At 48.2% G+C, this 17,691-nt stretch carries 16 protein-coding genes; 1 reads left to right on the top strand and 15 read right to left on the bottom strand.

Annotated elements, in window-relative coordinates; translation table 11 throughout:
• Positions 1 to 35: 35 nt before the first annotated feature.
• Positions 36 to 1,280 (bottom strand): S1C family serine protease, encoded by a 1,245-nt coding sequence (locus TCA2_RS15895; RefSeq protein WP_047912596.1) that lies wholly within the window; start codon positions 1,278 to 1,280, stop codon positions 36 to 38.
• Between the two features lie 430 nt (positions 1,281 to 1,710).
• Between TCA2_RS15895 and TCA2_RS15890 the strand changes: the two genes are divergently transcribed.
• Complete coding sequence (locus tag TCA2_RS15890; RefSeq protein ID WP_047912595.1) at positions 1,711 to 1,917, top strand: hypothetical protein; 207 nt, start codon at positions 1,711 to 1,713, stop codon at positions 1,915 to 1,917.
• Here the strand turns inward: TCA2_RS15890 and TCA2_RS15885 are convergent.
• The 14 genes from TCA2_RS15885 to TCA2_RS15820 form a co-directional block, all read right to left on the bottom strand.
• Positions 1,886 to 2,692 (bottom strand): MBL fold metallo-hydrolase, encoded by an 807-nt coding sequence (locus TCA2_RS15885; RefSeq protein WP_047912594.1) that lies wholly within the window; start codon positions 2,690 to 2,692, stop codon positions 1,886 to 1,888. The two genes, TCA2_RS15890 and TCA2_RS15885, sit on opposite strands and share 32 nt — an antisense overlap.
• A gap of 13 nt (positions 2,693 to 2,705) precedes the next feature.
• Positions 2,706 to 3,446 carry a two-component system regulatory protein YycI gene (gene yycI, locus TCA2_RS15880; RefSeq protein ID WP_047912593.1) on the bottom strand — a complete coding sequence of 247 codons (741 nt, stop codon included), beginning with the start codon at positions 3,444 to 3,446 and terminating at the stop codon, positions 2,706 to 2,708.
• Positions 3,447 to 3,506: 60 nt separating this feature from the next.
• Positions 3,507 to 4,787, bottom strand: coding sequence for a YycH family regulatory protein (locus TCA2_RS15875; protein WP_047912592.1), 1,281 nt, complete (start codon positions 4,785 to 4,787; stop codon positions 3,507 to 3,509).
• Positions 4,788 to 6,611, bottom strand: coding sequence for a cell wall metabolism sensor histidine kinase WalK (walK, locus tag TCA2_RS15870; RefSeq protein ID WP_047912591.1), 1,824 nt, complete (start codon positions 6,609 to 6,611; stop codon positions 4,788 to 4,790).
• The gene (yycF, locus tag TCA2_RS15865; RefSeq protein WP_047912590.1) at positions 6,612 to 7,337 is read right to left on the bottom strand and encodes a response regulator YycF; all 726 of its coding nucleotides are present in this window, start codon (positions 7,335 to 7,337) and stop codon (positions 6,612 to 6,614) included.
• Between the two features lie 164 nt (positions 7,338 to 7,501).
• Positions 7,502 to 8,980, bottom strand: a complete 1,479-nt coding sequence (locus TCA2_RS15860; protein WP_052512066.1) for a peptidoglycan DD-metalloendopeptidase family protein — start codon at positions 8,978 to 8,980, stop codon at positions 7,502 to 7,504.
• Between the two features lie 298 nt (positions 8,981 to 9,278).
• Entirely contained in the window at positions 9,279 to 10,049 is a 771-nt protein-coding gene (locus tag TCA2_RS15855) for a hypothetical protein (protein ID WP_047912589.1), read from the bottom strand.
• A gap of 282 nt (positions 10,050 to 10,331) precedes the next feature.
• Positions 10,332 to 11,618 carry an adenylosuccinate synthase gene (locus TCA2_RS15850; RefSeq protein WP_047912588.1) on the bottom strand — a complete coding sequence of 429 codons (1,287 nt, stop codon included), beginning with the start codon at positions 11,616 to 11,618 and terminating at the stop codon, positions 10,332 to 10,334.
• 417 nt (positions 11,619 to 12,035) lie between these two features.
• Positions 12,036 to 13,397, bottom strand: a complete 1,362-nt coding sequence (dnaB, locus tag TCA2_RS15845) for a replicative DNA helicase (RefSeq protein ID WP_047912587.1) — start codon at positions 13,395 to 13,397, stop codon at positions 12,036 to 12,038.
• 1 nt (position 13,398) lies between these two features.
• Complete coding sequence (rplI, locus tag TCA2_RS15840; RefSeq protein ID WP_047912586.1) at positions 13,399 to 13,842, bottom strand: 50S ribosomal protein L9; 444 nt, start codon at positions 13,840 to 13,842, stop codon at positions 13,399 to 13,401.
• Positions 13,839 to 15,842, bottom strand: a complete 2,004-nt coding sequence (locus TCA2_RS15835; RefSeq protein WP_047912585.1) for a DHH family phosphoesterase — start codon at positions 15,840 to 15,842, stop codon at positions 13,839 to 13,841. The genes rplI and TCA2_RS15835 overlap by 4 nt, the downstream gene beginning before the upstream one ends.
• 11 nt (positions 15,843 to 15,853) lie before the next feature.
• The gene (locus TCA2_RS15830) at positions 15,854 to 16,780 is read right to left on the bottom strand and encodes a DUF2232 domain-containing protein (RefSeq protein WP_238546416.1); all 927 of its coding nucleotides are present in this window, start codon (positions 16,778 to 16,780) and stop codon (positions 15,854 to 15,856) included.
• Positions 16,777 to 17,079: a MazG-like family protein gene (locus tag TCA2_RS15825; RefSeq protein ID WP_047912750.1), complete on the bottom strand. Its 303-nt coding sequence runs from the start codon at positions 17,077 to 17,079 to the stop codon at positions 16,777 to 16,779. Before TCA2_RS15825 ends, TCA2_RS15830 begins: the two co-directional genes overlap by 4 nt.
• A 130-nt stretch (positions 17,080 to 17,209) precedes the next feature.
• On the bottom strand, positions 17,210 to 17,644 hold the full coding sequence (locus TCA2_RS15820; protein ID WP_047912583.1) for a CBS domain-containing protein: 435 nt from the start codon (positions 17,642 to 17,644) through the stop codon (positions 17,210 to 17,212).
• Positions 17,645 to 17,691: the final 47 nt, after the last annotated feature.

The raw sequence follows: 17,691 nt of genomic DNA, 5'->3' as shown, positions 1-17,691 counted from the left end.
TGTCTAAGCTTCTACTCTCACCACTCATTCCAATATCATTCCACCGGCTTATCGGTCAGCTTCACCGTTGCTTCCTTCAGCTTCCCATCCCGGTAATAAGAGATGTCCATCTCATCCCCGATCTTCTTCTTATCGTACAGGTACTTTCGCACATCCATCGTCGATTGGATCGGCTCGCCGTCAAATTCAACGATGACATCATTCAGCTTCAGCCCCGCTTCGCCCGCTGGTCCGGATGACTCCAGTACAAGAGCGCCTTCCTCTACCGAATCAGGCAGCTTCAGCTCCTTGCGCTGCTCCTCGTCAAGCGGTGCATAGGAGCTCGACAGATCTATCGTGTACACGCCGAGGAAGGGTCTCGATACTTTGCCATCCTCCATCAAATCGGTCACAATCTTCATCACATCTTCCGTCGGAATCGCAAAGCCTAAGCCTTCGACACCCATGTCTGCAATCTTCATCGTATTGATCCCAATCAGCTCGCCCTGCATATTAATCAGCGCTCCGCCGCTGTTGCCCTCATTGATGGCAGCATCGGTCTGAATAACATTCTGCTCCCAGTCATATACTCCGTCCTGGTTAATCGATACAGGGATCATTCGGTTCGTATAGCTTACAATCCCCGAAGTCATCGTACCGCCAAGCCCCAGCGGATTACCGATCGCAAGTACGGTTTCTCCCCGGCGAATCTGCTTCGAGTCACCGATCTCAACCGTTGTATTGATACCTTTGCTGTCAATGGACAGTACGGCTATATCGCTGATTCGGTCCTTGCCGATGAGCTTTGCCTCCTTGGATACCCCATCCACAGTAACAGCCTCCAGATTATCTCCACTGTCCACAACATGATGATTGGTCATGATATAGGCGGTATCGCCTTCTATCTTAAAGATGACTCCTGATCCCAGAGCTGCATCCTCTATGCGGGAGCCGTCGATCTCACGATGGCTGACAATACTGACCACGGCAGGCCTTACCTTGTCACCGGCAGTAATAATGCGTTCATACGGGTCACCTTGCGCTGTTTTGAGTGAGGTCCCGGAGAAAGCCGTCTGAGCATCCCCTGGCATCACAACGAGTGCAAATAGACCGACAGAGACAACTGCACTAATCACCGAGCTAATAATGGCTACTTGAAGCATGGAAAGAGAGGAGGACCCTGATGTACTGCTTACTGTTTTTGGCCAGAATTTCTTACGGCTGAACCTTACCCGCCCTAATGATTTTCCGGTCCGTTTCGATACTTTGGTGGAATAAAATTCGTCATCAAACAAACCCATTAAATCCTCTCCCCTTCGTATCACTACGCATCAAGACCTATTCTGCTCGCCTTAACACTTGTTACTTTGTTATATATCAAAACATAAATATTCTTATCCTACTGTAAGTATCCTGAACATGGGCTTCATCACCATCCCTTAATTAGGACAACGATTAATCCTCACTATATAAGACACTTCATTGGTATAAAAAGTTTCTAATCACTTTTTCCAAACACTGCCTGCATCATCCCAAACACGATAAACATATACCTTCATTTCACCAAAAATTAGAAGATTTAAGCAGTATAACATACGATTTAAACAGCTTTTTTAGCATACCACGGCTCTATATTTCGTTACAGAGGAAAAAACAGGAATGATTCTATGCTCTCCTGACTACAATAGAATACAAGCCGAATTAAATAGATTAATAGAAGGAGGTCTACACATGAATCGTGTCTACTCTGCAATGGAAGAGATCCAAATGGCAGCCAAGCTGGCTGATCTGAAGGAAGAACATTACCGCAATACCCTCGCCCTCAGTGTAATGATCGAGCTGCTCGTTGAGAAGAATATCCTTACCCGTGAAGAGGTGGAGAAAAAAGCAGCCGAGCTCGACAGCTTTATGGAGAGCCCACCTTATCCCATGGTGTAGGCCGATCATAATACGTCTCGCACAGCTGAAATTCGCTGTCCTTGTAGAAGCAGCCCCGGTCTTCCATCGCACCGCGAACGGTCAACTTCGCCAGCTCCATCATATTATGATCGCGGCTCAAATGTGCTAAATACGCTCGTTTGGTTCGGCCGTTCAACAGCTCACTGAGTGCTGCTCCTGCCGCTTCGTTAGACAAGTGTCCCAGATCACTCATGATACGGCGCTTCGTATTCCACGGGTACCGTCCCATCCGAAGCATATCAATGTCGTGATTGGATTCCAGCACGAGCACATCTGCATCCGATATCGCCAGCCTAACCTTATCGCTCATGTAACCGAGATCGGTGGCTACACTCAGCTTCTCCTTGCCATCATAAAATGAATAACCCACCGGCTCGGCTGCATCATGAGAGATCCCGAAGGACTCCACACGGAGTGAATCAAACTCACGAACCTCTCCACTCTCCATGATCCTGATGTTCTCCTCCGGAATTTTACCAAGTGCCTTGTGCATGGCCTTCCAAGTATTCGTGTTTGCATAGATCGGTAAATTATATTTGCGTGCCACTGCGCCTAGTCCTCGAATGTGGTCGGAATGCTCATGCGTTACCAAGATTCCGTCCAGCTGAGACCCAAGCATGTCCCGTTCAAGCAGCAGCTCGTCTATTCGTTTGGCACTCAGGCCAGCATCTATTAATAAAGCTGTATCATCATTACGCACGACAGTCGCATTGCCTGTCGAACCGCTCGATAATACGGTAAAAGCGATCCCCATAGCTTAAAACTCCTTACGGTTTATCTGACTTCGGACTAATAACCTCTCCGCTGATGCCCTGCACATAATACTGCTGCCCGCTCTCGAGCACGAATCGCCACGCAGGGGCTGCGACCTGGCTGTCCGAGTTGAACTCCTCCCCATAATATCCGAGTTCAATATCCTGAACGACGGCTTCATCGGGCAAGAATAGTTCAACCAATGTGCCAAGCGCCTTCGAAGCCGGAAGCACCTGTTGTTCTTCTTCAAATGTCGACATTTCAATTGGTGACAGCTCATAAGCCGTTATTTTTTGATTGGAATAATACAGCGCTAGGTCCACATGAAACAATGGCCACTTCTGTTCAGCCAGCGGATGCAGGATGAAACGATCGAGCACGTCCGGATTGGCCAGCGGATCAAGCTTATATTCCGCAATGTTCGGAATATATGGCTGCAGCGCGGCTTCCATCTCCTGCTCAGAGAAGATCAGCTTGCTGTCAATCGGCTCTTCCAGCTGAATCGGTTTGGCTGCCTTGCTTCCATTCACATACCGATAGGTTAGCTTGGGCATGGCAGGTGTTTCACTTGGAATGGGAGCGAGAATTTCGATTCCCTTCTCTTCCATGAGCCGCTGTGTGCTCTCTCCCAGCGAGGTGAAGTCCAGACTTGAGCCTGCAGATTCCCGCGCATCCATCCAGAGCTGATATCCGAGTACCAGATTCAGCAGCAAAAAAGCATAGATTAACACATTCTTAGCACGGCCCCAATCCATTTCCTCACCTCATTTCATTATAGACCTTTGACAGCACAAGTCCAGGGTAGTAGAAGCGCATCAAGAAGATGGAATAGTACTCACCTGACCGCTGGCCAGCGTGATTTCCCATACTGGAACCAGCTTCATGCCGGACTCTGAAACGACCGGCTGATAAGCTGGATTCAGCCGGATAACCTGCTGGTCTCCTGCTGCCGCCTTGATCTGTTCAGCCAGCTCTTCCCCAAAAGGAAGCTGTACCATCTCCTTGCTGATCTCTTCAGCTTCATCAAGATACAGCAGTGAACGCTCATACGTGGATACGAGCTCCTTCTGAACCTCGAGTCGCATATGCTCATATCCGTACTCCGGCAGATCGAGCACCGGATAACTCTCGTAATAGGGGAACAGATGGACCTCCGTGCTGTCTCCGTCGGAATCAATTTCCATCCGGGACGTACCATTGAACGCCCCATGCTGATTAACAAAATCAATTGCCGCAAGGGTATCCTTCGTCCGATCGCCCTCACTCGCCTGCACGGCTGCCGGATCATTATAGCTGATCCAGCGCTGATTAAAGTTCACCTGCAGACTGCGCTTGCTGTCCGTATAGATTTCAGATCCATCCTTCTCCTGGATGTTCCGTGTCATGCTGGGATCGAAGAATAGGCTTCGCTGCATCTGCTCCACCGTGTACTGCTGGGTACCCAGCTCGACCTGAACCATCTCCAGCGCTTCCTCCGGAAGATAATATCCTTCACTGGTCAGCCTATAAGGAGTCCAGCCTGCTCCAAAGTCAACATGCTGCTTGATATCCTGCACTGTAAGATCCACATCGGCAGCTTCATACACCACATCGCCCTGTGAACTAAAGAACAAGGCACGTGCCTTGTCATCACTGTCTGTATATATCCATATTTTATTGATCGTCTCGGCTTCAAATAATGGATCACTGCCGAGCTGCATCACTCTTTGCAGCAGCGCAACCGGCATTCCCCCGTCAAAAGACAGCTCAATTCCCGGATTCTCTTTCTTCAGCTCATTCCAGTTCTCCGAGCTCACACTCTGTCTTTGGAATTCTCCGAAGCTGCGCCCCGCTAGACGCGAGTAGATCAGCTGATAGAAGGTCGATTCCGGATAGAAGAGTGTATGCCGGTCTTCACCCATGTGAATCACCATATGATCAGGGAAGATTAAGTTCTCGATTCGCTGCTCCTGACCCATATTCTCGGTCTTGATGTAATTGGATTCGCTCGTAACAACCGAATAGCTGCCCGGCAGCCGATAGATGAGAAAATAGCTCTGGAACAAGCTTGCGGTGATCAAGATCGCGAGCACGATCGTCTTGAATCTTTCCTTCATCTACAGCTCACTCCCTTCCTGCTCCAGCGGAAGTGTAAAGGTGACCTTCGTCCCTCTGCCCAGCTCCGATTCCAGCTCAATGTCTCCCCCATGGGCTTTGACGATCTCACGTGCAATAGATAGTCCAAGACCCGTTCCACCCATGCTGCGCGATCTCCCTTTCTCAACCCGATAGAAGCGTTCAAAAATACGGTCGATATCCTTCTTCGGTATGCCGATTCCGGTATCTTCCACGGATATAGCGACCGTATCTCCCATATGAGTAGCGGATAAAGTAACGCTGCCTCCTTCATGCGAGTACTTCAGCGCATTGGACACCAGATTGTCCAGCAGCTGGTCGATCTGATCCCGGTCCAGCGGCACCTCCGGTACATCCTGGTCCACGATGACCGCCACATTCATATACTTCTGCTGCATTTGGAAGGAGAACCGGTCGGCTACCTCGTCGAGCACATCCATAATCACGGTCGGCTGCTTCCGCAGCGGTGCTTCATTGGAATCAAGCCGGGACAAATGTAGCAGGTCGGTGACAAGCCGAATCATACGCTCGGTTTCATTTTGAATAACTCCAACAAATCGTCCTCCGAGCTCTGGATCCTCAATGGCTCCGTCATCCAGCGCTTCTGCGTAGCTCTTAATCGTCGTCAGCGGTGTCCGCAGCTCATGAGATACATTGGCCACGAATTCTCGCCTTGAGGCTTCCAGCTCCTCCTGCTCGGTGACATCCTGCAGCACGATAATAGCTCCAGTTCGCTCTTGATCTCGCCGCTGCACCGGTGTGAAGGTGACCCGAATCACCACCGAATCGTTCTGACCGGACGGCTGGATTTGAAGCAGTGTTGACGCGGTAATGCCGCTCAGCATCGTCTCTGCTTCTTCAACCTCAAGCCCGAGCACGACAGCAAAATGCCTGCCGCTCATCGCAGCCTCATCCCGGCCCAGCATCATGCTCGCCCGTTTGTTGACCAGAATAATCCGGCCGAGCTCATCGATGGCGATTACGCCGTCACTCATATTGGCCAGAATGGAAGACAGCTTGTCCTTCTCCTCTTCATTCTCGGACAGTGCCGTTCTGAGCTGGCTCGTCATATAGTTAAAGGTGCTGCTCAGCTGTCCGATCTCATCCTTGCCGAGCACAGGCATCTTGGTGCTGAAATCGCCTTCTGCCACAGCGTTAGCCTTGCGTGTAAGCTCCTTGATAGGGGCCGTGATGGTGTGTGACAGAATGACGCCCAGTACAGCTGTCAGGCCAAGTGCGATCAGCACCCCAGAGATAAATATGTTATTAATCCGCTCCATCGTCGTATACAGCTCATTCATCGATGCTGCGATATACACGGCACCTACGATTTTGCCCCCAGACGAAACGGGCTTAGCCACGACTTTTTTGCGGACATTGTCTTCATCAATAATGTTTTCTTCATTATCACGGATTCCTTGCAGCGCACGGCTTACCACCGTCTGCGTATTCTTACGTCCGATATAATCATTATGTGAGCTGAGCGTCGTCGTCAGCACCCGTCCGCTTGCATCCAGTACCTGAATCTCGGCTCCGTTGATGTTAAAGAGATTGTTGACGAGCGTGCCCAGATTCTCTGTGCTGTCCTCTTCTCCCTCACTGTCACCTGTAACCAGCGCTTCAGCAACCAGAACAGACAGCATTTCGGCTCGCGCATGCAAATCCTCTGTGAAATTGCTCGTGAGGGAGGTCTTCATGGCACTGACAAAATAAACCCCGATCAGCTGCATTGCCACCAGAATAAGCAGCACATATACAATGATCAGCTTCGCCTGCACCGTGCGGAAATAAGAGGTCCATTTCATCTACAAGACCCCGTTCTTCGATCCCCGAATCAAGTACCCCAGTCCTCGGCGGGTAACAATCGTTTCCGGTTTGCTCGGATTCTCTTCAATCTTCTCCCGCAGCCTTCGGATCGTCACATCCACTGTGCGGACATCGCCAAAGTATTCAAACCCCCATACGGCCTGAAGCAAATGCTCCCTAGTCATGACCTTGCCTGCATTCTTCGCCATATAATAGAGCAGCTCATACTCTCGATGCGTAAGATCAAGAGCTTGTCCATTCCTGTAGGCGGTATACATATCTGTATCAAAATAAAGATCGTGCAGCTTCAGTCCCTGTGCTTCTTCCTCAGTCTGTGGAGGCTCTGCTGCTGTCTCTGACTTCTGCTGTCTTCGCATCTGTGCCTTAACTCTTGCAAGCAGCTCACGTGTGCTGAACGGCTTCGTCACGTAGTCGTCTGCTCCGAGCTCAAGCCCAAGCACTTTATCAATCTCGGAGTCCTTTGCTGTGAGCATAATAATCCGGGTTTCCAGCTGAGCTCGAACTTCCCGGCATACATCCATTCCATCCTTGCCGGGGAGCATCAGATCAAGCAGGATCAAATCCGGTCTGTCGGATAGAGCGAGCTCCACTGCTTGAATACCGTCAAATGCACAGATAACCTCGTATCCTTCTTTCTCTAAATTAAATTTCAGGATATCTGCAATCGGCTGTTCGTCATCGACCACTAGAATCTTTCCCTGCATCCGTTCGCCCCACCTTTGATTTTGCGTCTTCTATAACTGCCTTTTTTTATAATCGTATACTCATTCTAACATACCTAAACTGGCAACTTCACTAGGTGAAAAGAGCTCTTTCATCCGCTCGACAAAAAAGCATGATCTGCCTATACAGATCATGCTTTCCTATTTTAAGGGAGATATTTCATCGGATTTTGCGCTACACTATTCTTCTTGATTTCAAAGTGAAGATGTGTACCTGTAGAGCGTCCCGTATTCCCCATTATCCCAATGCTTTGGCCTTGGTCAACAATCTGTCCTTCTTTGACACCGATGCTGTCCAGATGACCATATACCGTTTCATATCCATTACGATGATTAATAATAATGACGTTGCCATATCCGCTTTGTTGTCCTGCAAAGGTCACAACACCTTCATCAGAAGCGGTAATGGATCGGTTACCCACGAGATCAATTCCTTTGTGCTGCTTGCCCCAGCGCTCACCAAATCCGCTGGTGATCGTTGCATTGGCTACAGGCCACTTGAAGATACCGCTGCCTTCACCCGTCACCTTCGTTCCCTGGAGAACGACTTTAGATACCGAAGCCTCAATTACTTCCTGCCCGAGCCATTCCTCTTTTACGACTTCACCATTTTCTTTGGTAATCCGAAACTCGACCTGCTTAAGCCCGGTCTGACCTTCCCGTACGACCTTGGTAACACCTGACTTCAGTTCGTCTGTCTCACGAATCTCCACCTGAGGTTCAGTCTCAATCTCTTCGACAACCGTCTCGACCGTCGTTACCGTAAGCGGAGGCTTAGGAAGCACGAGCGTGAGCTCGTCTCCGATCCGTAGACTGTCTTCTTCAAGCTCAGGATTCAGCTGCTTGAGAGCAGCAATCGTTGTGTTGTGATGCTGGGCGATATAACTCAGCGTATCTCCCTCCTTCACCACATATACCGTCTCCTGCTCCTGTCCCTCGGTCAGTCGTTCGATGGCTTCCTCACTGGAGAGGATCTTACTCGGATCAGTCTTCACTTCAGTAAGCACGACCTGCTCTTCAAGCTCGACGGATTCAAGGCTGACCTGCTCTTCCTCTGAAGCTTGTGAACTATTGGAAGATAGCGCAGCAACCGTTCTGATCTTGGAAGCCGGCTGAGCCGCTTCTTCCTCAGCTGTAATATATTTATTTTTAACATTCTGGATGACTTGATCCGCTGTTTTCTGGTCTTTAACAATTCCGATCATTTTACCATCAATCTTAAGCTTAACACCTTCCGCATAACCGGTCAGTAATCCGTCCAGCTTGCCAAGTGTGGCTTCGCTGTCGATCTCAGGCTTATATGCCTGCTCTTCCTTAAGCTCAACACCACTGATGTCCAGCTGCATAAGAGCATCTGGATATTGCTGCTGAAGCTGCTCTGTCTTGCTCTCATACAGCTTCGCAATTTCGTTCTCGCTCTTGATCGCTCCGATATGCTCTCCCTTAACATATACATTGTAATAAGGGATCGTATTCGCAGTTACATACGTCTCACTCGCAAACCCTGCTGACATGGTAACAAATAGTCCTGCCGCCGTTACAAGAAGCCATTTGCGTGGCTTAGATAACTCCTTTTTCGGTAACGAGTTGTCAGAGCTCTTCATGTTGTCTTTCATACTGCTCATGATTTTCTCCTTTTCTCTGCCCTATAAAAGTTCAAGCTATATTATTGCTCTCCATTGCATCACTTATGAGCCATTTTATTCATAGTTTCAATCCAAGCGGTAAACGATATGTATGATTGTACGTTTGGTCCTCACTTATCGCTTTGATTACTTAGATATATGAAGAAAAGGTTGCTAAATAGTATCAAAAATTTAACCTTTTGCTTACTTGTTTACTTTACCACAGCCGGAAGTACTAGATCAACTCACCAAAACATACCAAAAACCCGCGCAAAACGCGGGTTTCCTGAACTTTCCTTTAGGGTGTCAATACGGCCATCAGCTCATTATATTCTTCCTCTGTTAAATATTTTGCAATCACTTGCTCCATGTCCTGCAGCTCTGTTTCCGTCAAGCCGCCTTCCATCGTACTAGAGATCTTCTGCATCTCATCGGCAGGAATCTTATTCATAAGGAGCTCGAATACCGCTGTCTTATCCTCGGTAGAGATGGAGTCCTTCTGATCTGTAATGTCCTCTGGTGTGATGACAATCTGATCATCCGCTTCAGTAGTGCCTGCCTCAGCTCCCTCTTCTGTTGTGCTTGAGGAAGGAGTCTCTGACGAACTGTCCACTGAGCTTCCGGACGGACCGCCTGTTGATTCCCCTCCATCAGAAGCTTCACTGTCTGCTTCGCTGCTTACTCCCTCCTCGTTGTTTGACTCCGGATTGTTAGGATCATCCTGACTTGGATCCGTTTCGCCTGTTTGACTCGTTTCATCATTTGCATTAGCACCCGAATCCGCTTCGTCACCCGTTCCATTCATGGATTGATCTGAGTTCATATTGCTGCCAGATGCGGTTTCAGAATTAGACTCTGCGCTCTCGGAGGTGTTCGCTGTCTGATTCATGCCCAGCGCACCTTGAAACACCGCGGCAAGATTGTTCGGCGCTCCTTCCCAGGTAATGTTGAAGCTAGCCAGCAGTGATGAGATATAAGATTGCACGATTAGTCCTGTTGTCAGCAGGGTCAGGGTGCTCACCAGGATGACTGTCAGCAGGAGCTGCCCCGTCCATTTCAGCCATTTCATTCGTTTACGCCTCCTCCTATCGATCTCCCTCTTCGCCGCCTAATCTAGCAGATGAGCTGGATGATTCAGTCCATCGTTAATTTTACGTTGTCTGATTCATCCCGAAGAAGGCTATAGACTCAGTATTGACGTAATTCTCTTGATTCTATCCTTCGAATTTTCATATTTTCACAGCAGTATTACGCTTGGTTCCGATAAGAACACCAAAAAACCCCCATCCTTTCTATACTAGAAGGGAAGAGGGTTATGGATATCAATATGAAGTTAACAGTTGTCTATAGATTAAACATAGATTGGCAGTACTTGATTTGTCTGCTCACGATTACGTCCAACCGAGAAGATCGCGATCGGAATACCTGTCAGCTCGGATACCCGATTTACATAATTACGAGTCGTTTCTGGCAGATCCTCAAGCGTCTTCGCTCCAGTAATGTCCTCGCTCCAGCCTGGCATTTCTTCATATACAGCTTCACATTCTGCCAGCATTTTGAGGCTTGCCGGATAATGAGTGATGAACTCACCGCGATACTTGTATCCGACGCAAATCTTAACGGTATCCAGACCTGTAAGTACATCAAGAGAGTTCAGAGACAATCCGGTAATGCCGCTGACACGTCTAGCATGACGAACCACTACCGTATCAAACCAGCCTACCCGGCGAGCACGTCCAGTTACGGTACCATACTCATGACCTTTCTCACGAATATAGTCTCCTACTTCATTATTCAGCTCAGTTGGGAATGGTCCATCTCCGACACGTGTTGTGTAGGATTTCGCAACCCCGATCACTTGACTGATCTTCGACGGGCCGACCCCGGAACCGATACATACGCCGCCAGCCGACGGGTTGGAGGACGTTACATACGGATAAGTACCTTGGTCGATATCGAGCATAACCCCTTGTGCACCCTCGAAGAGCACCTTCTTGTCTTCATCAATCGCATCGTTAAGAACAACGGAAGTATCCGTTACATATGGACGAATGAGTTCTGCGTACTCCAGATACTGTTGCAAAATCTCTTCTACATCCAGCGCCTCTGCACCGTACACCTGCTCGATCACTTGATTCTTCTCCTTCACCATATGGCGAAGCTTCAATTCGAACTCCTCAGCATCCATCAGGTCAGCAATACGGATACCGTTACGGGCTGCTTTATCCATATACGCAGGGCCGATTCCCTTACGTGTCGTTCCAATCTTATTAGGACCCTTGCGATCTTCCTCAAGTGCATCCAGCACCATATGATATGGCATAATGACATGAGCACGGTCACTGATGACCAGATTCTTCGTGGAGAAGCCGTTCTCATGAATATAATTGATCTCTTCCAATAGAGCGGCTGGATTGACGACCATACCGTTCCCGATGACACACTTCTTATCCTCATAAAAAACACCGGATGGAATCAAGCTCAGCTTGTATTTCTTACCGTCAATCAGAATGGTATGACCGGCATTGTTACCACCCTGGTACCGTGCCACCACATCGGCGCTTTCCGCAAGATAATCTGTAATTTTGCCTTTGCCTTCGTCTCCCCATTGTGTACCCACAACGACTACTGTTGACATGTTCATTCCCCCGTGAGTGTCTTTTGCACTCCTTATTTTCTTAACACTTGAACTTAAATATACATTAGAAAAACGATTACTATATCGCAGCTACTTCATAACTGCAGCTCTCACAGACATTCGAATGTCCTAGATTTCACAAGATCACGAACTGCCCTCATATCACGGCAAAAAGCCCTACCTTAATCGCCATTCCATCTGGACATGACTGTTGCTGTAAGGTTTGCCACAAAAAGCAGCAATTCAAGTGTACCAGTCACTCCTATCAAAGTCAAATAAAAAAGCGAACATTAAATTATAAGTAAAATTTATCGTTCGGGATTTGCTGAGCAACTTGGCTGAAAATGAAAAAATCCACTGCCCGGTGCATTCAGCACGCGAGAAGTGGATGGATATACTTATAGATAAGAATGCATGTCACCCGGCAAAGGCATCCGAATGCACACGTTCATAATTAACGAATTTATTGAAGTTCTTCAAGAAGACCAGCTCGACAGTGCCCACGGGACCATTACGCTGCTTGGCTATAATAATCTCAATGATATTCTTCTTCTCCGTCTCCTGATTGTAGTAATCATCACGATACAAGAAGGCTACAATATCGGCATCCTGCTCGATTGAACCGGATTCCCGAAGGTCACTCATCATCGGCCGTTTATCTTGGCGCTGCTCGACACCCCGGCTGAGCTGTGACAGAGCAATGACCGGAACGTCTAGCTCCCGTGCAATCTGCTTGAGCGTACGAGAGATCTCTGATACTTCCTGCTGCCGGTTCTCGCCGGCCTTGCCCCGTCCCTGAATCAGCTGCAGGTAGTCGATGACGATCATCCCGAGCCCTTTTTCCTTCTTCAGACGGCGGCATTTGGCACGAATATCAGCCACAGTAATCCCTGGTGTATCATCAATATAAATTTCGGCTTCTGACAGAGCAGCGATGCCCATGGTCAGCTTGGACCAGTCGTCATCACTTTTGAACTCCCCGTTCCGCATCACGCCAGCATCGAGATTGGCTTCCGCACAGATCATACGCTGTACCAGCTGTGCAGCGGACATCTCAAGACTGAAGATCGCTACGGTCTCGTTCGCTCTAACCGCTACGTTCTGAGCAATGTTCAGTGCAAATGCCGTCTTCCCTACCGAAGGACGGGCAGCCACAATAATAAGATCATTCCGCTGGAATCCGCTTGTCATCTTGTCCAGATCAACGAAGCCCGAAGGAATTCCTGTCGTATTCCCCTTGTTCTGATACAGTGACTCTACCTTCTCGAAGACCTCCATGACGACATCACGAATGGCGATGAACCCGCTGCTTGAGCGCCGGTTCGAGATCTCCAGAATACGCCGCTCTGCATCGCTGAGCATGCCGGATACGTCTTCGCCGCCGGCATAGCCTTCGCTAACGATCTGCGTCGCTGTGCGAATGAGTCTGCGCAGCATCGATTTTTCCTCGATGATCTGTGCATAATAATCAACATTGGCTGCGGTCGGCACCGCATGTGCCAGCTTGGCCAAATAGGTTACCCCGCCGATCTCATCAAGCTGCCCTTTATCCTGCAGGAGAGAGGTCAGTGTAATAAGATCAATGGGCTGATTGCCTTCTCCAAGCTCAATCATTGCTTCATAGATCAGCTGATGGGGCTTGTCGTAGAAATCATCGGTTGTCACTCGCTCCATCGAAGTGATGAGTGCTTCCGATTGAATAAGAATTGCACCTAGAACCGCTTGCTCGGCTTCCAGGTTTTGCGGCGGAACACGATCAAAATAAATCTCGCCGCCCATCCTATTCCTCCGTTACTTGGACCTTGAGCGTAGCTTTGACATCAGGGTGGAGCTTAACCGGAACCTGAGTCACTCCCAAGTTACGGATTGGCTCGTCCAGTTCAATTTTGCGTTTATCCACTTTAAAGCCTTGCCCGGCAAGTGCTTCTGCGATCTGCTTGCTCGTAATTGCTCCGAATAGACGTCCGCCTTCTCCGGCTTTCGCCTTCAGCACGATGGTTGCCTCTTCAAGCTTCTTGCCCAGTGCTGCTGCATCGTCCTTCTCCTGCTGCTTGCGCTTCTCTTCAGCCGCGTTCTGGTTCTCTAGTGTTTTCATATTGCCATCCGTAGCCGCACGTGCTAAACCTCTTGGCAGCAAAAAGTTAGAAGCGTATCCTTCGGATACCTCTTTAACTTGACCTTTTTTACCTTGACCTTTTACATCTTTTATAAAAATGACTTTCATTCGAACAACCCCTCTTCCTTCTCGATTTCAGCCAATACTTCCAGCAATTTTTCTTCTGCTTCCCCAATTGACATTTCCAGCTGTACGGCAGCATTGGTCAAATGACCTCCGCCCCCCAAGCGTTCCATGACAACCTGTACATTCATCTTACCAAGTGAACGGGCACTAATACCAATTACGCCGTCCGGCCGTTCACTGACAACAAATGAAGCAACGACATCCGTCATGTTGAGCAGCGAGTCGGCTACCTGTGCAATCAGAAGCTGCGGGATCACCTGTCCCGGCTCTGTCACAGCGACCGCAATATGCCCATACATCATTTTAGCATGTTTTATGATTTCTGCTTTCGCAATATATTCCTGTAAATCTTCCTTCAGCAGCCGCTGAACCAGCATGGAGTCCGCACCGTTTCTACGCAAGTATCCTGCCGCCTCAAACGTTCTTGAACCGGTGTGCATGGCAAAATGCTTCGTATCCACCGTAATTCCTGCCAGTAATGCCGTTGCCTCAAGTGGAGTGAGCTGCAGCTTATCATGAATATACTGCAGCAGCTCTGTGACCAGTTCTGCTGCCGATGAAGCATACGGCTCCAGATAGATCAGCACAGCATCATTAATAAATTCCTCGCCTCTGCGGTGATGATCCACCACAACAACTCTGGAAATGGAATCCACCAGCTTCGGCTCAATGGTCATGGAGGCCTTATGTGTATCCACGACAACGAGCAGGCTATGCTCGGTCATCATCTGCATAGCTTCCTCAGGCAGAATAAATGCCTCCATCAGCCGCTCATCCTTCTTCACCTGCTCCATCAAACGATCGATGGATGGATTGGAAGAATCGAGCACAATATAGCACTCTACATGATATAGATTAGCAGCTTTCCATAGTCCAATGGAAGCACCGATCGCATCCATATCTGGCATTTTGTGCCCCATGATGAAGACGCGATCGCTCTCCTGCATCAAATCACGCAGGGCATGGGCAATCACTCTGGCTCTGACCCGGGTTCTCTTCTCCACTGCATTGGTCTTACCGCCGTAAAAAGAAAGACGCTGTCCCGCCTTCACCGCTGCCTGATCCCCGCCCCGGCCAAGTGCCATATCAAGGGACGACTGGGCCAGTTCACCCAGCTCCCGGATATTCTCTGATCCAAAGGCGAGTCCCACACTCAGCGTCATCGGTACCTTCAGATCTGCGGTCATCTCCCGGATATTGTCCAATATAACAAATCTGCTCATCTCCAGCTGCTGAAGTGAGCTGTAATGAAGCACCATAAGGTATCGTTCGGACGATAATCTTCTTAGATAGATATGATAATCCTTAGCCCAAGCTGTAATCTCACTGGCAACACGGGCAATGAGTGCTGTACGCTGCTGATCATCCATCCCCTGCGATGCTTCATCCAGATTATCGAGCATGATGATGCCTAGTGCAATCTTCTCATTCTCGTATTTCTCTCGCAAGGTAGCGAGCTCTGTTATCTCATAAATGTAAATGAGCCGTTCCTCGGGATAATGAAATAGCTCATACACCCGATCCAGCGTTTGATACTCAAATCTGATTTCATGAGCGTTCCCATGCACATTTTCCTTGCTGCCATCCTTCTTATCCTTCTGCTTGAATGGAAGCTGCGGAAAAAAAGAAGTCAGTTCACTCCCGATCAGCGTCTTCTCTTCAAACATTCTGGATACATAAGGATTATGCCATTCAATCGAACGGTCCTCACTGTACAGCACGATGCCAAGCGGAATGCTCGCAGACACTTCGCCTTCAACTCTTTTGATCCGAAGATTCAGACTGCCCATGTAATCGACCAGTTCTCTTCGAAATACGAACTCTTTCTTGACCATGATAAATCCGAGTACAGCGATAAGAACGAAGCAAACCAGACCCAGCGGCCAGTTATATGCAACCAGAAATGCATCCAGTATTAATAATAAAGCAAACGCCCAGACGGTCTGATAACCGTGCCAACGCTTTAACAGAAATTTAGGCATCATGGTTCATCCTATCGTTTTGGTTTCGAAATGGCTTCACGGAGCGGGAAGGCAAGGTCTATGATTCCGATAATCCGCATGGGTCCAATCAGAAACGTGGCAACAGCGAGCAGATACGGAATGACCGGATGCCATGATCTCGCATGTGCAGCAAAAAAGAAAAATCCGATGGCTTGAATCATGAAGCAGAAATTAATCAGCGGTGAGAAGTTGAGTGCAATCATCGTCAGAAAGCCGTTGTCTGTATTGCCAGCTACCAGCTGAAGAATAATGCCCAAGAAATAGTACCATATCAGGGATTTCGGTAGTCTCCACTCACGGATTGGCTTGAGCCGGTTCACCCGGATTCCCATGCGGCCTAGAATAGGACGAGCAATAACATGGGTTAGAGAAGCCATAACCAGTGAAGTGACGATGAGCGCAAAAGGAATCATCTGAACGGTCGCGCTGCTCACTGCCTCGGCCATTTCTTCATCCATTACCAATCCATTCGTCAAGGCGTTGTTACCGCCCGATTCGGTTACCGGTGTCATCGTAAACTCAATCGTTTCACGAATATATTCAGAAAAATCAATCTGGAACAAGGTCGTACTGATCAAGAGCAATAGCAAAAATTCAGCCAGGATTGTGCCTGTTCCAAGCACTAAGGTATTTAAGGCAGGCTTTTGCTTCTTATAACAATGACCGATTACGATCGCTGGAATTAAGAAAAATATCCCGAAAATTAAATAAATCGGACTTATGATTAGCCCAATCAAGAGTACGGGTATAACATGTACTAAGAATGACTTCAAATTTAATGAGGTATAAAGTATAACCCCTGGTAAAATAATCAGAAACACACTAATCGCTGTTAAAGGAGTTAACAGTGATAATAACAGAAGCAGATAGATCAGACTCCATACAGCTGTTTTCCAGCGGAATTTCAAAATGTTCACCTCTTACGCATATGGTCTTCGAGAGCGGAAATGTCCTGGTACCAGTCCTCAAGCTGGTGACCTTCCTTCTTGTGTTTCTTGAGCTTGTCAACGAGCAGGTCATCCATATCTTTAAACGATATGCCGAGCCTCCGTCCAAGAATATAGCTGCTCATGATAAGACTCGCAAGGCTGTCACTGATTCGAGCGTTGCTTCCTTCCCATAGAGCCTTGAACAATCGTGACACTTGATCCAGCACTTCGGTTTTGAGCCATTCAATCACTTTTGCGCGCTTTGCGACATCTAGTTCTTTTGGCATGCTCATGCTCGTCACACTCCCGTAAAATGCTTTATTCTCCATTATAGCATAAGGGAATATCCATAAAAAGGCGACCCGCGGTCCTACAGCTTATAGGATGTAGTCAATCTCTAATGAATATGCCTGCTAGTTATAAATTTGCATCAGATTTCACAGAACCTCTAGACATGACATCTTCACAATACTCAATAATCTGGCTCCGTCGTACGATCCCGATGAACCGCTGCATATCATCCACGACAGGAACAAAATTCTGAACCTTCGCCAGCTTGATCAAATCCTCCATGTTGGCATCAATCGATACAGGCTTGATATGTAAGCGCAAGGGTACATCCTTCAGCACATATTTTGAAGCGTTTTCAAATGTAATCTCTCCTCTGGAATTCTTCATATGCCACAGCAGGTCTCCCTCTGTCACCGTACCTTCGTACTTACCGTCCTTGCTGAGAATCGGTACCGCTGTAAATCTGTGATATTCCATCCGTTCAAGGGTCTGTCTGAGCGTTGCATCCGAGGTTACTGTCGCCACCTCTTGTTTCGGAAGCAAGAAAAAAGCAATATTCATATCGAGTTATTCCTCCTCTTTACACACAATTATGAGAACAACCCATT

Source organism: Paenibacillus sp. TCA20 (assembly GCF_000732325.1).
Classification (GTDB): Bacteria; Bacillota; Bacilli; order Paenibacillales; family Paenibacillaceae; genus Paenibacillus; species Paenibacillus urinalis.
The sequence above is the reverse complement of the archived record's forward strand: the minus strand, read 5'-3'. Positions and strand labels throughout refer to the sequence as shown.